This is a genomic window from Rhodococcus sp. P4_C10, assembly GCF_056402135.1.
In genome coordinates, this window is the sequence record NZ_JBFUHZ010000032.1 from 41,197 (window position 1) to 55,038 (window position 13,842).

A 13,842-nucleotide genomic window follows, 5' to 3' on the forward strand; every position below is an offset into this window, starting at 1 on the left:
CGTTGTTGATCTTGGTTGGGCGCACTCTATGTCGATGCTCAGACATGAGAAGAGCTGACACAGCTGGTACGCGGTACACTGGTGGCACTACTGGAGGTGGTGACCATGCTCGTCGACCGTGACCGCGCACGCGACTCGATCCACGCCCTGTCCGACGAGGACCTCGTGGACCTGCTCGCCGCGGAGATCTCCCGACGGCCGACCCTGCGTCCGGTCCGTGACGACGTGACGGCGCTGCTCGCCATGAGCCCGGCCCTGGCGTTGCAGCACGAGCGGGCCGTCACCAACCCCGCCGCCGCGGCGGTGGCCCGCACCCGGATCGTCACCTCGGCCCTCAACTCGATCGTCGACGAGCACGAGATGCTCGACTCCACCGCGGTCAGCCGGGTCCTCGGCAAGGCGCCGAGCAGCCGCAACACGGCGAGCCGTCTGGCCGCGGCGGGCACGGTCATCGCCCTGCCTGCGTCCGGCCAGAAGCTCTACCCCGCCTTCCAGTTCGACGCGGACAGGCGCGAGGTGCGGCCGATCGTCGCCGACATCAACCAGAGGCTGGGCGTCCGGAACGATCCGTGGGGCGTGGCGTCGTGGTGGCTGAACCCGACCGCGTTCGCGGACGACCCGCGCTCCCCTGCCGAACTCGCCGTCGCCGGCGGGCACGAGCAGGACCTGCAGGACATGGCCGACGACCTGACGCAGGACTGAGCGGCCGGTGGACTACCCGGATCCACCCGCGGCGCTGCCCGCTGCCCTGCTCACCACCGTCCCGGCCGGTACCTCGGTGTGGCGCATCCACAGCGCCACCCGGGGCGCCGCGGACCTGAACCCGACGCCCCGGCCGCGGGTGCGGGCCGGCGGCCGTTTCGACAGCCTGGACGGCTCCTACGCGTACCTGTACATCGGAGACAGCCCGGCCGCGGCGGTGGCCGAGACGCTGTGCCGCAACCTGCCGGTGGACCAGTCCCCCCGCCTGATCCCGCGTGCCCAGGTCAGCGGCCGCGTCCTGAGCGAGCTGCGCACCACCCGCCCCCTGCGGGTGGTTGACCTGACCGGAACAGGTGCTGCCCGCATCAACGCCGGGGTGTGGCTGACGAAGTGCGACCCGTCCGGTTACCTGCACACCCGACGGTGGGCGGCGGCGATCCTGGCCGCCAATCCCCGGGTCGACGGCGTGCAGTACCGGCCCCGTCACGACGAGAACACACTGTCGTGGATGCTCGCCGACTCCCCCGCCACGACGGCCCATCGTGCGGTCGAGGCCGTCGGCGGGCTGATCCCGCTCGACACCGCGGACGGGCACTACCTGCTCGGCGCGCTGCTGACCGCCCACAATGCGGCGCTCGCCCCCTGATCTCACCGGCGTGGCCGGTCGCTGCCCTGGCTTCGGCCGGAATGGAACGGGTCCGTCTGTGCGGTCGTCTCGGTGGTTGCACCGAGTTCGACCGAAATGCCGATAACTTTACTTATGAAATTAACCTCGGTTGAGGGCATCAGACGAAGTTGGGCCTGGGGTCGTCACAGTCAGTGATGACCCCAGGCCCAACGACCTACCGTGGAACGCCGAGTTGTGTCCGGAAGGTCAGGCGTCGACGTAGGCCGCGAGGTGCTCGCCCGTGAGGGTGGAGCGGGCGGCGACCAGGTCGGCGGGCGTGCCCTCGAAGACGATCCGTCCGCCGTCGTGGCCGGCACCGGGACCGAGGTCGATGATCCAGTCGGCGTGCGCCATCACCGCCTGGTGGTGCTCGATGACGATGACCGACTTGCCGGAATCGACGAGGCGGTCCAGCAGGCCGAGCAGGTTCTCGACGTCGGCGAGGTGCAGACCGGTGGTCGGCTCGTCGAGGATGTAGACGTCGCCCTTCTCGGCCATGGCGGTGGCGAGCTTGAGTCGCTGCCGCTCGCCGCCGGACAGCGTGGTGAGCGGCTGGCCGAGGCTGAGGTAGCCGAGCCCGACGTCGGCGAGCCGTTGCAGGATCTTGTGCGCGGCGGCAATCTTGGCCTCGCCTGCGACATCCCCCCGGTCGCTACGCTCCTGCCCGCCGCCCCCGAAGAACTCCTCCGCCTCGGCCACCGGCATCGCGAGCACCTCGGCGATGTTCCGGCCGCCCAGCGTGTACTCGAGCACCGACGCCTGGAACCGCTTCCCCTCGCACTCCTCGCAGGGGGATTCGACGGTGGCCATGACGCCCAGGTCCGTGTAGATGACGCCCGCGCCGTTGCAGGTGGGGCACGCGCCCTCGGAGTTGGAGCTGAAGAGCGCCGGCTTCACGCCGTTGGCCTTCGCGAACGCCTTGCGGATCGGGTCGAGCAGCCCGGTGTAGGTCGCCGGGTTGCTGCGCCGGGAGCCCTTGATCGCGCCCTGGTCGATCGAGACCACGCCGTCCCGTCCGGACACCGAGCCGTCGATCAGTGAGCTCTTGCCGGAGCCCGCGACACCCGTGACCACGCACAGCACCCCGAGCGGGATGTCGACGTCAACGCCCTGCAGGTTGTGCGAGGTCGCGCCGCGGATCTCGAGAGCGCCGGACGAGGACCGCACCGATTCCTTGACCGCCGCCCGGTCGTCGAGGTGGCGGCCGGTCGTGGTGTCACTCCCCCGCAGCCCCTCCACGGAGCCCTCGAAGCAGACGGTGCCGCCCGCCGTGCCGGCGCCGGGGCCGAGGTCGACGACGTGGTCGGCGATCACGATGGTCTCCGGCTTGTGCTCCACGACGAGCACCGTGTTGCCCTTGTCGCGTAGCTGCAGCAGCAGGGCGTTCATCCGCTGGATGTCGTGCGGGTGCAGACCGATGGTCGGCTCGTCGAACACGTAGGTGACGTCGGTGAGTGACGAGCCGAGGTGGCGGATCATCTTCGTGCGCTGCGCCTCGCCGCCCGACAGCGTGCCTGCCGGGCGGTCCAGTGAGAGATACCCCAGCCCGATGTCCGCGAACGAGTCGAGCAGGTGCCGCAGCGCGGTCAGCAGCGGCGCCACCGACGGTTCGTCGAGACCCCGGACCCAGTCGGCCAGATCGCTGATCTGCATCGCGCAGGCGTCGGCGATGTTGATGCCCTCGATCTTCGAGGATCGAGCCCCCTCGCTGAGCCGGGTGCCGTCGCAGTCGGGGCAGGTCTGGAAGGTGATCGCGCGGTCGACGAATGCCCGGATGTGCGGCTGCATCGCTTCGCGGTCCTTGGACAGGAACGACTTCTGGATCTTCGGGATCAGGCCCTCGAAGGTCACGTTGACGCCGTCGACCTTGATCTTCGTCGGCTCCTTGTACAGCAGGTCGTTCACCTGCTTCTTCGTGAACTTCGAGATCGGCTTGTCGGGATCGAAGAAGCCGCAGCCACGGTAGATGCGTCCGTACCAGCCCTCCATGCTGTAGCCGGGGATCGTCAGAGCACCCTCGTTCAGCGACTTGCTGTCGTCGTACAGCGCGGTCAGGTCGAAATCGGAGACGTTGCCCCGGCCCTCGCAGCGCAGACACATGCCGCCGGTGATGCTGAAGCTGCGTCGCTCCTTCACCTCCCGTCCACCCTTTTCCATGGTGACAGCGCCTGCGCCGCTGACAGAGGCGACGTTGAAGGAGAACGCCTGGGGCGAGCCGATGTGCGGCTGCCCGAGCCGGCTGAACAGGATGCGCAGCATCGCGTTGGCGTCGGTGGCGGTGCCGACCGTGGACCGGGGGTTCGACCCCATCCGTTCCTGGTCGACGATGATCGCGGTGGTCAGCCCTTCCAGGACGTCGACCTCCGGCCGCGCCAGGGTCGGCATGAAGCCCTGCACGAAGGAGCTGTAGGTCTCGTTGATCATCCGCTGCGACTCGGCGGCGATCGTGGAGAACACCAGCGAACTCTTGCCGGAGCCGGAGACACCGGTGAACACCGTCAGCCGCCGCTTCGGGAGCTCGACGCTGATGTCCTTGAGGTTGTTCTCCCGCGCGCCGTACACGCGGATCAGATCGTGGCTGTCGGCGGCGCGGAACTCAGGCGACTGCGGGTCCGTCCTCGTGGCCGTGCTCATCGTCTCTCCCTCTGTGTCGGGCCGCGGTCGCGGCTGCCGTGCCTGCGTCTGACCGGTCGCGGCGTCAAGCGGTCTCCCACACGAACCCGTCCGGGTCGGTGAAGGGGCCGGCGTCGCTGCCGACGACGATACGGTGCGATCCGGTTCCCTCCGGGGAGACGCCGGCGTCCTTGGCGAGCGCGCGGCGCCCGTAGAGCGCCAGCTTGACGTTCGTCGGGTCGGTGGCGAACTCGACGTACTTGCGGCCGAAGCTCTTCGCCACCTCCAGGCCGTGGTCGACGTAGAACTGCCTGCTCGCCTTGACGTCGTCGACCCCGAGCAGCAGCACGATGTCGTCGATCTGCCGAGTGGCCGGGCCGCTGTCCTTCTTCGACGAGGTCGCGACCTTCCAGATCGCGCCGTCCGGGGCCTGCACGACGCCGCCGTACCCCCAGAACCCCTTCTTGGCCGGCTTCAGCGACGTGGCGCCGGCGTCGAGGGCGGCCCCGACGAAGGTGTCGACGATGTTCGGCTGGGAGACGACGAGCGAGAGGGTGTAGCCGCGGAAGCCGGCCGTCGGCGCCTCGCCGGCGCGGACGGCCACGTGGTCGCCGACGCCGAACGCCGCGTAGAAGGCCGCGGCGGCCGCGGGGTCGGGAACTTCGAGGGTGAGGGTCTTGACGGTGGTCCGGGACTGGGTGGTGGTCATATCAGTTCACCTCGTTGATTCGGAGCAGGTTGCCTGCGGGGTCGCGGACGGCGCAGTCGCGGATGCCGTACGGCTGCTCGATCGGTTCCTGGACGATGTCCGCGCCGCCCGCCTCGAGCTTCGCGAAGGTTTCGTCGAGGTCGGGGGTGGCCAGGGTGAGGATTGCGTACGTCCCCTTGGCCATCATCTCGGTGATGGTGCGACGTTCGTCGTCGGTGATGCCGGGGTCCGCGGCCGGCGGGTGCAGGACCAGGGACGTGCCGGGCTGGTCCGGGTGGCCGACGGTAATCCAGTACATCCCGTTGTAGCCGACCTCCTTGCGGACCTCGAAACCGAGGAGGTCGCGGTAGAAGGCCAGGGAGGCTTCGTGGTCGGTGTGCGGAAGGAAGGCCGAGTGAATGGTGATGTCCATGTCCTTCAACCTAATTGCGGTTCGCGGCCGGCGCTTCTCGATTCCTGATCGGTCTGGTGACCTGTTTGGTGACGCACGACGGCATCTCCGCCTCGGGCCGCACCTGGTCCCGGTAGACGCTGGGCGGCACGCCGACGAGCTCCGTGAAGCGGGTGCTGAAGGTGCCCAGCGACGAGCAGCCGACCTCGAAGCAGACCTCGGTGACGCTGAGGTCGCCCCGGCGCAGCAGCGCCATCGCGCGTTCGATGCGCCGCGTCATCAGGTAGGCGTACGGCGACTCGCCGTAGGCGAGCTTGAACTGGCGGCTGAGGTGACCGGCCGACATGTGCGCGTCGCGGGCGAGTGCCTCGACGTCCAGTGGCTGCGCGTACTCCCGGTCCATCCGGTCGCGGACGCGGCGCAGCCGCGCGAGGTCGCGCAGACGCTGCGCGTCGGCTGTGCTGCTGGTCACCTGTGCGATGGTGCCACCTCCCGCGGGGAGTTGCCCAGTTGCCGTGGGTGGTCAGTCCGTGCTGACCGGGCTCCCGGTCAGCCGGGACTCCCAGCGTTCCTGCACCCCGCCGTACCGCCACACCAGCACCGCCACCAACCAGGTGACCACGAACAGGCCGACGATGATGAACCCCATCGCCCCGAGGTCGAGCCCGCCGATCCGCCCGAGCACCCCGGTGGTGATGCCGTGGCGGGTGGTGACGATCGAGATGATCTCCTGGCCGCCGATCAGCAACGCGACCGCCACCGACAACCCGGTCACGACGAGGTTGTAGTAGATCTTGCGGACCGGACGGGCGAACGCCCAGCCGTACGCGTAGTTCATGAACGAGCCGTCGAGCGAGTCGAACAGGGTCATGCCGGCGCTGAAGAGCACCGGGAGCACCAGGATCGAGTACCAGGGCAGGCCGGTGGTGGCCGCCCCACCCGCGATCACCAGCAGCCCCACCTCGGTCACGGTGTCGAATCCCAGCCCGAACAGGACTCCGACCGGGTACATGTGCCACGGCGCACGCACGGACCGGACCAACGGCCCGAGCAGCTTGTTCAGGGCTCCGCGGGAGTCGAGTTCCCGCTCGAGGTCGTCCTCGTCGAAGTGGCCGCGGCGGGCCTTGCGGAGCACCGCGTAGATCCCGATCAGCGACACCAGGTTCAGCAACCCGATGAGGATCAGGAAGGTGCCCGAGACCGCGGTGCCGAACAGCCCGGTCCACCGCTGCAGGTCAGAGTCCTCGTTCCTCAGGCCCGCTGCCAGCTGTTTGATGCCGAACGCCAGCAGCAGCACCAGCACGAACACCACGGTGGAGTGGCCGAGTGAGAACCAGAAACCGACGGTCACCGGTTTCTTCTTCTCCGCCAAGAGCTTTCGGGTGGTGTTGTCGATGGCGGCGATGTGGTCGGCGTCGAACGCGTGCCGCATGCCGAGGGTGTACGCGGTGACGCCGAGCCCGACGCCGAACACGCCGCCGTTGAACTCGTAGTGCGCGGGCACCACCAACAGCAACAGGGTGCCCCAGCCGACGATGTTGAGTGCGAGCACCGTGGCCGCCATCCCTGCGACGCTGCGCCACTGGCCGTCCGCCGCCGCGCGCCACTTGGTCGCGGCGCGGGTGCTGGTCTTGGCAGTCGTGGGCATTCGATTCCTCACGGGCAGTCGGCCACAGTCCCGAACAAGCCTGAGCCGAACAAGCCTAAGCCGGATCGGGTGACGCGGACCAGCGATCGGCGCCGCCCCGGCGTTTCCATCCGGAAACGCCGGCGGTGCGGCCGGGTCGCCGGACTGACCCGGTCCCGGCGGGCACGCCTGCTCTGTCCAAGTCGCTTCGGCGCGTCCGGGACTGTTGTAGCGTTCGCGCGGGCGGCCTGCGTCCTGCCGGCCGGTCCCACTCCCATCCCTCACAGTCACGGAGCACCAGAGAACGATGTTGTCGTCGGTCACGCCCAGCGCCCCCTCTTCCTCCTCCCGTCGTGGTCGCCGCATGGCCGCGCTCGCCCTCGGCGCGCTCGCCGTGGCCGTCGCCGCGACCGGATGCTCGTCCGACGAGTCCACCGATGCCGCGACAGGGGCGTCCGTCGACCAGCAGGCCGCGGTGGACACGCTCAGCTCCTACTACGCGGCCTTCGGCACCGGTGACGGCGCCAAGGCCTGCGGCTACCTCGACCCCGAGCTCGCGGCCAAGCTGGCGACGACCGGCCCGGACGGCACCTGCCCGGCCGCCGTGCAGGGCGGCCACGAACGCGCCGGCGCCGAGGCGCTTTCCAAGCTGGCGGACCTGAAGTACGACGCCACGCAGGTGGTCGTCGAGGGGGATACCGCGAAGCTGGCCACCAAGGATGTTGCCGAGCTGAACGGCAAGAGCACCGACTCGACCGCGCAGATCGTGCTCCAGCGCGACGGCGACGGCTGGAAGATCGTCGACCTGGGCTGACACCCGCCCCTGCCGCCGCGAGGCGGTCCACTGCCCGGCCCGAATCGATTCGGGCATCTCGTGGCCGCGACGTGAACCCCGTGAGAACATGGAATGGCTCGGGGAACTGGAGAATGCACGCGGCCGACGATCTCGGACACCGTGAAGTTTCGGTCGACGTGCTGGTGCAGACTATGCAAGGGGTGCCGCGCATGGAGAACTCGACCCGCTCGGCCACGGCCGGCAGTTCCGTCCTGACACCGCAGCAGCAGCTCGAGGCGCTGCGCACCGAACTCGACGAAATCGACAGCGCCCTGCTCGAGGTCGTCCGTGACCGGATCGAGGTGTGCTGCCGGATCGCGGTGCTCAAGCGGCGATATTCGATCCCGATGATGCAGCCGCGGCGGGTGGGCGCGGTGCACGAGCACGCCCGGACCTATGCGCTCAGCCACGACCTCTCCCCGGAGTTCCTCGACGACCTCTACGACGTGTTGATCACGGAGACCTGCCGGGTGGAGGACCTGATCATCGACGCCGACGGGGAGATCGACGTTGCCGCTGTCGCGCCGCTGCGGCACGACGCCTGAGGCCGTGCCATGGCCGTCCGGACGCTCCTGGTCGACAACTACGACTCGTTCACCTACAACCTGTACAGCCTGCTGTCGGAGGTGAACGGTCGCGTCCCCGTGGTGGTGACGAACGACAGGGACTGGAAGTCTCTGCGGCTCAGCGACTTCGACAACATCGTGGTCTCCCCCGGGCCCGGTCGCCCGGACCGCGAGCGCGACTTCGGGATCAGTGCGAACGCACTCACCGACAGCGGGCTGCCGGTGCTCGGCGTCTGCCTGGGGCACCAGGGGATGTGCTACCTGGCCGGCGGCCTGGTGGTCCCCGCGCCGGCACCGATGCACGGCCGGATCAGCGAGATCCGGCACGACGGCAACGGCCTGTTCGAGGGCATCCCGTCGCCGTTGCGGGTGGTCCGCTACCACTCGCTGGCCGTCGAGTCGCTGCCCGAGGCGATCGAGGTGCAGGCGTGGTCGCCGGACGGGGTGGTGATGGCGGCGAGGCACCGCGAGTTGCCGCTGTGGGGCGTGCAGTTCCACCCGGAGTCCATCTGCACCGAGCACGGTCGCGAGCTGCTCAGCAACTTCCGGGACCTGACACCGGTGCGGGCTCGGCGACAGACGACGCCCCCGCCGACGCCCGTCGCCGAGCCCGCGGCCCCGCGCTACCGCGTCGACAGCGTCCGGGTGGACCGCGACCTCGACCCCCAGACGGTCTACGAGAAGCTGTTTGCGAACGGGCCCAACAGTTTCTGGCTCGACGGCAGTGCCGCCGCCGACGAGGACTCTCGATACACGGTGATAGGCGACTCCTCGGGTCCACGGGCGGAGTACGTGACCTACCAGGTCGCCGAGACCACCGTCCGGGTGCACCGCAGCGGTCGACCGACGGAGGAACTGCGTTCGACCTTCTTCGAGTACCTCGACGGGCAACTTCGCGACCGCAGCGTGGCGCCGCGTGCGGACCTGCCGTTCGCGTTCTGCCTGGGGTACGTCGGGTATCTCGGCTACGAGCTCAAGGCCGACACCTGCGGGCAGCTCGCACATGCGTCGTCGCAGGCGGACGCCGCGATGGTCTTCGCGGACCGGGCCCTGGTGTTCGACCACAACGAGGGCTGCTGTTACCTGCTCACCCTCGACGACGGAACCGGCCTGCCCGAGGAGGACCTGCGGTGGCTGGAGACGACGACGGCCGCACTGACCGCCTTCGAGGAGGTGACCGGCGAGCAGCCGGCCCCCGCGCCGCTGGTCCCCGCCGCGGCCGACGTGGGCATCCGGTTCCGGCACGACCGGACCCGGTACCTCCAGCTGATCGAGAACTGCCTGAGTGAGATTCGCTCCGGTGAGTCCTACGAGGTGTGCCTGACCAACGTCGCCACCGTCGACGGCGCCATCGACCCGGTCGCCGGCTACGCGTGCCTGCGCGAGATCAGTCCCACGCCGTACAACGCGCTGCTGCGGTTCCCGGGGCTGTCGGTGCTGAGCGCCTCTCCCGAGCGGTTCTTGCGGATCGGCCCGGGTCGCGAGGTGGAGTCGAAGCCGATCAAGGGCACCCGGCCGCGGGCACGCGACGTCGGAGCCGACGACGGGCTGCGCCGGGACCTGGTCGACAGCGAGAAGGACCGCGCCGAGAACCTGATGATCGTGGACCTGGTCCGCAACGACCTCTCCCGCGTCTGCGTCCCGGGCTCCGTGCACGTGCCGAAGCTGTTCGACGTGGAGACCTATGCGCCGGTGCACCAACTGGTCTCGACGGTACGGGGCACCCTGCGTGAGGACGTCTCGGCGGTCGACTGTGTGCGCGCGGCGTTCCCCGGCGGGTCGATGACGGGCGCCCCGAAGGTCCGCACCCTGGAGATCATCGACAAGCTCGAGGACGGTCCGCGGGGCGTCTACTCCGGGGCGATCGGGTACTTCTCGCTCTCCGGCACGGCGGACTTCTCCATCGTGATCCGGACCATGGTCGCGACGTCCGAGCAGGTCACGTTCGGGGTCGGTGGCGCCATCGTCGCGCTCTCGGACCCCGAGGACGAGTTCGAGGAGACGATGGTGAAGGCCCTCACCATGCGACGGTGCCTGTCCGTGACCGCGGACCGTTCGCCGACCGCCGGGCCCGGACGGTCCGAGCGGCCGTGAGCGGGCCGCCGGTCGTGGCCGTCGCCGGCGGCGCCGGTGCGGTGGGCACGATGCTGGTCGGCCTGCTGCGCGATGCGGGCGCGGAGGTGCTCCCCCTCGACCCGCGGGACCCGCGACGGCAGGGCGACGTCACCAGTGGTGCGCCGGAGCTGGCCGACGCGGTGGGCGCCGCCTCGACGGTGGTGCTCGCGGTGCCGGAACCGGTGGCCCTCGCCGCCGCCGGGACGCTGCCGCGATTCCTGCGCCCCGGGACGCTGCTGGTGGAGACCCTGTCGGTGAAGACCCGGTTCGCCGCGGCGTTGCGGCGCTCGGCACCGGACGTACAGGCGGTGGGCATCAACCCGATGTTCGCGCCCTCGTTGGGCATGGCCGGCCGCCCCGTCTCCGTGGTGGTCCACCACGACGGCCCCGGCGTCGACGCCTTTCTCGGGTTGCTCGCCGGCGCCGGCGCCGCGCTGGTGCGACTGAGCGCCGAGGAACACGACACGCTGTGCGCGGCTACCCAGGCGGCGACGCACGCGGCGGTGCTCGCCTTCGGGCTGGCGTTGGCTGACCTCGGGGTGCCGGCGGAGCGGCTGGCCGCCGCGGCGCCGCCGCCGCACACGGTGGCGCTGGCCCTGCTGGCCCGGATCGGGCTCGGCAGCCCCGAGGTGTACTGGGACGTACAAGCCGCAAACCCGTCGGCGCCGCGGGCCCGGGCGGCGCTCGCGGACGGCCTCGCCCGGCTCTCCCAGGTCTGCGAGCAGGGCACGCAGGCCGAGTTCGAGGACCTGTTGGCCACGGCGCGAGTGCCGTTGGGCGCCGACGCGGAGCGGTACGCGGACCTGTGTGCCCGGTTGTTCCGCGACCTGCTTCCCGAGGCCGCATCGGAGGTCGGCCGGTGACCGGGGGCTGGGACGAGGCCGGCGCCTGGGAGGAGTCCGGGGACTGGGAGGAAACCGCCGAGATCCTGCTCAGGGTCCCGGCACTGCCGGAGTTCGACCCGTCGGACGAGGTGGAGAGCGCGGTGATTCGCGGGCTGGCCCGCAGCTGGCCGAGGCGGGCCACCGTACGGCGCACCGAACCGGACCTGGACGCGTTGTTCGAGCCGGCCAAGGCGGACTTTCCCGAGGCGCTGATCCCGTTCCGGGACGACCCGCGCTACCGGCAGCTGGACGAGGGCACCCGCGACCGGATCCGGGCCTGGGGCTGGATCGCCTACAACAAGAACGTCATCGACATCGAGCAGCACGTGGTCAATCCCGGTTTCCAGTTGCTGTTCCAGGACGGGCTCGGCACCGGGCTCGGCGACACCCTGCGGGCGGCGACCGTGCAGGCGATGGTCGACGAGCAGTACCACAGCCTGATGCACCTCAACGCGAGCGCGCTGACCCGCGCGCACCGCGGCAGGTGGTTGTCCGACGCAGCCCTACCCCACGGGCTGACGGTGCGCAGGCACCGGGACGCGGTCGCCCGGCACGCGGACCCCCGCGCCGCGGCGCTGACGGCGTTGGCGTTCACCACCGTCGCCGAGACGTCCATCGGGGCGTACCTGAGCCTGATCGGTGACGACCCGGGCCTGCAGCCGGTGAACAAGGCCACCGTGGTGCTGCACCGACGCGACGAGCGCGCGCACGCGTCCGTCGCCGCGGAGCTGACGTCGTTGGTCTACGAGCACCTGAACGCCGACGACCGGCGAATCCTGGTGGCCGGTCTCGTCGAGGGCGTGGACGCCTTCACGGGCACCGACTTCTCGACCTGGTCGGCGATCCTCGCCGCGGAGCGGGTGCCGGGCGCGGCGGCGCTGGTCGCGGACACGGCCTTCGGCCCCGGCGACAGCCGACTGGTCCAGGACTGCAGTGCGATCCGCCGCCTGATGGAGTCGATCGGCGCGGGTGCGGACGTCCCCGACAGCTGGTGACGCCGTTGAGCGACCCGAGTCGCCCGCTACCCAGCGGTACCGGGACTCTCCGGTCCGAGCACACGGTCGAGGAGGCGCTCGACGAGCTGGACCGCCTGCTCCGCCGTGCCGTAGCCGGGGAGCATCCCCTGTGCGATCCCGCCGGCGGCCGCCAGGATGAGTTCGGCGTCGAGGTCGGGGTCCATCGGCGGCGTCACCGCGTCGGGGTCGGTCACCCGCCGAAGCTGGCCGGCGATGAGCGCCACCAACTCCCGCGGTGCTGCCAGGGTCTCGTCGGCGGCGATTCCCCCACCGGTGAGCGCCGCGGCATGGAAGGCACCGAGCACGATGGCCTCCTCGCGGCGTTCGTCGTCGAGTGGAAGCATCCCGACCAGGAACGCGGTGACGACCCCGCGGGGTGACGCTTCCGGTCCCAGCAGGGACAACGCCCGCATCAGGCGAGCGCCCGCGTCCGTACGCACGGACTGGTGGGTCGCGAGGAGGAACTCCCGCTTCGTGCCGAAGTAGTACTGCACGAGCCGGACCGAGATCCCGGCCTCGGCGGCAACCGACTGGAACGTCACCGACTCGAGGCCGCCGACGACGACGACTCGCCGCACTGCGCTGGTGATCTCCCGGCGCCGCACTTCGTGGTCGACCAGTCGCGGCATGAGGCTCTCCCGGTTGCATCGAGTGGCTTTGACCCGTTGATGGTACGCGCATATCGCAATGGTGATACGTTCATACCACCAAAATGATGCAACGAAAGGTGAACGCATGCCGAAGATCGGACGGTTCAAGAACGACGCGTCGAAGCAGGCGTACGACCGCGTCTACCGGGAACTGGAAGGACGCTGGCCGGTTCCGTCGACCCAACTCGAGGTGCCGACATCGTTCGGAACCACCCATGTCCGTAAGTCGGGGACCGGCACCCAGACGCCGATCGTCCTGGTGCACGCTCTCGGGGCCAACTGTCTGCAATGGCACATCGTCATCGAGGATCTGTGCCGAGACCGGGTCGTATATGCGCTGGACACGATCGGCACCGCGGGCCGCAGCGTCCAGACCGCGCCATTGACAGGGGAATCCGACTTCGCCACCTGGGTCAGCGAGGTATTGAACGAACTCGGGGTCGACCGTGTCCACCTGGTCGGCTACTCGCAGGGCGCGTGGCACGCCGCTCTCGTAGCACTCCATTCCCCTGAACGAGTGGCGAGTGTGACACTCATCGAGCCGGGAGGAGTCTTCGACAAGCCCTCGTGGCGGGTACTGCTGAAGATGATCCGCGCCGGGATGCGCCGCACCGACGAAAATATCCGCAAGCTCAACGATTGGATGTCCCCCGGGTACGTCCTCGGCGACCTCGAGTTCGCCCTCGCCAAGGAGGCGTTGAATTACCGGCCCGGTATGGGGTGGGCGCGGATGCTCGAGGATGCAGAAGTGCAGTCGATCGCGGTTCCGATGCTCGTGATCTCCGGCGCCGAGACCGTGGTCTCCAACCCCGAGCAGGTGGCCGCGCGGCTGGCTGATCTTCTACCTGAAGCGGAGGTGGAGATCTATGCCGGCACCGGCCACGGCATCCTGGGACACATCCCGGATCGCGTGATCCCCCGAATCCTGACCTTCCTCGGGCAGCACGACAGTTCCGTCGAAGCGGACGTCGTCCGCGCTCAGAATCGCGACAGTCCGGCGCCGTGATCGTTGACCGGGATCGGGGGTTGAGGAACATCGGACCGGAGACCGGCGCTAAGCCGTCGAC

At 69.7% G+C, this 13,842-nt stretch carries 14 protein-coding genes; 8 read left to right on the top strand and 6 right to left on the bottom strand.

Features of this window, described 5'->3' with window-relative positions; translation table 11 throughout:
• Positions 1–81: 81 nt before the first annotated feature.
• A complete protein-coding gene (locus AC1DWC_RS19490; RefSeq protein ID WP_477910659.1) occupies positions 82–702 on the top strand; it encodes a hypothetical protein in 621 nt (206 codons plus the stop codon).
• 7 nt (positions 703–709) lie between these two features.
• On the top strand, positions 710–1,348 hold the full coding sequence (locus AC1DWC_RS19495; protein WP_477910661.1) for an RES family NAD+ phosphorylase: 639 nt from the start codon (positions 710–712) through the stop codon (positions 1,346–1,348).
• A gap of 228 nt (positions 1,349–1,576) precedes the next feature.
• Here the strand turns inward: AC1DWC_RS19495 and AC1DWC_RS19500 are convergent, their stop codons facing one another.
• The 5 genes from AC1DWC_RS19500 to nicT all read right to left on the bottom strand — a co-directional run bounded on the left by AC1DWC_RS19500 (position 1,577) and on the right by nicT (position 6,730).
• Positions 1,577–4,003, bottom strand: coding sequence for an ATP-binding cassette domain-containing protein (locus AC1DWC_RS19500; protein ID WP_477910663.1), 2,427 nt, complete (start codon positions 4,001–4,003; stop codon positions 1,577–1,579).
• A 64-nt stretch (positions 4,004–4,067) separates the two neighbouring features.
• The gene (locus AC1DWC_RS19505; RefSeq protein ID WP_477910665.1) at positions 4,068–4,691 is read right to left on the bottom strand and encodes a glyoxalase; all 624 of its coding nucleotides are present in this window, start codon (positions 4,689–4,691) and stop codon (positions 4,068–4,070) included.
• A gap of 1 nt (position 4,692) precedes the next feature.
• A complete protein-coding gene (locus AC1DWC_RS19510; RefSeq protein WP_072844802.1) occupies positions 4,693–5,103 on the bottom strand; it encodes a VOC family protein in 411 nt (136 codons plus the stop codon).
• Between the two features lie 10 nt (positions 5,104–5,113).
• Positions 5,114–5,554 carry a helix-turn-helix transcriptional regulator gene (locus AC1DWC_RS19515; protein ID WP_477910667.1) on the bottom strand — a complete coding sequence of 147 codons (441 nt, stop codon included), beginning with the start codon at positions 5,552–5,554 and terminating at the stop codon, positions 5,114–5,116.
• Positions 5,555–5,605: 51 nt separating this feature from the next.
• Complete coding sequence (gene nicT / locus AC1DWC_RS19520) at positions 5,606–6,730, bottom strand: Nickel transporter NicT (RefSeq protein WP_477910669.1); 1,125 nt, start codon at positions 6,728–6,730, stop codon at positions 5,606–5,608.
• A gap of 343 nt (positions 6,731–7,073) precedes the next feature.
• Between nicT and AC1DWC_RS19525 the strand changes: the two genes are divergently transcribed.
• The 5 genes from AC1DWC_RS19525 to AC1DWC_RS19545 all read left to right on the top strand — a co-directional run bounded on the left by AC1DWC_RS19525 (position 7,074) and on the right by AC1DWC_RS19545 (position 12,104).
• Positions 7,074–7,523, top strand: a complete 450-nt coding sequence (locus AC1DWC_RS19525; RefSeq protein WP_477910671.1) for a nuclear transport factor 2 family protein — start codon at positions 7,074–7,076, stop codon at positions 7,521–7,523.
• A 191-nt stretch (positions 7,524–7,714) separates the two neighbouring features.
• Positions 7,715–8,089: a chorismate mutase family protein gene (locus tag AC1DWC_RS19530; protein WP_477910673.1), complete on the top strand. Its 375-nt coding sequence runs from the start codon at positions 7,715–7,717 to the stop codon at positions 8,087–8,089.
• Between the two features lie 9 nt (positions 8,090–8,098).
• Positions 8,099–10,204, top strand: coding sequence for an aminodeoxychorismate synthase component I (gene pabB, locus AC1DWC_RS19535; RefSeq protein WP_477910675.1), 2,106 nt, complete (start codon positions 8,099–8,101; stop codon positions 10,202–10,204).
• Positions 10,205–10,254: 50 nt separating this feature from the next.
• Positions 10,255–11,088 carry a prephenate dehydrogenase/arogenate dehydrogenase family protein gene (locus tag AC1DWC_RS19540; protein WP_477910699.1) on the top strand — a complete coding sequence of 278 codons (834 nt, stop codon included), beginning with the start codon at positions 10,255–10,257 and terminating at the stop codon, positions 11,086–11,088.
• A 65-nt stretch (positions 11,089–11,153) separates the two neighbouring features.
• Entirely contained in the window at positions 11,154–12,104 is a 951-nt protein-coding gene (locus AC1DWC_RS19545) for a diiron oxygenase (protein ID WP_477910701.1), read from the top strand.
• Positions 12,105–12,130: 26 nt separating this feature from the next.
• Here AC1DWC_RS19545 and AC1DWC_RS19550 read toward each other — a convergent pair whose 3' ends face one another.
• Entirely contained in the window at positions 12,131–12,754 is a 624-nt protein-coding gene (locus AC1DWC_RS19550; RefSeq protein ID WP_477910677.1) for a TetR/AcrR family transcriptional regulator, read from the bottom strand.
• 106 nt (positions 12,755–12,860) lie between these two features.
• On the opposite strand from AC1DWC_RS19550, the gene AC1DWC_RS19555 reads away from it, so the two are divergent.
• Positions 12,861–13,781: an alpha/beta fold hydrolase gene (locus AC1DWC_RS19555; RefSeq protein WP_477910679.1), complete on the top strand. Its 921-nt coding sequence runs from the start codon at positions 12,861–12,863 to the stop codon at positions 13,779–13,781.
• The last annotated feature ends 61 nt before the right edge of the window (positions 13,782–13,842 follow it).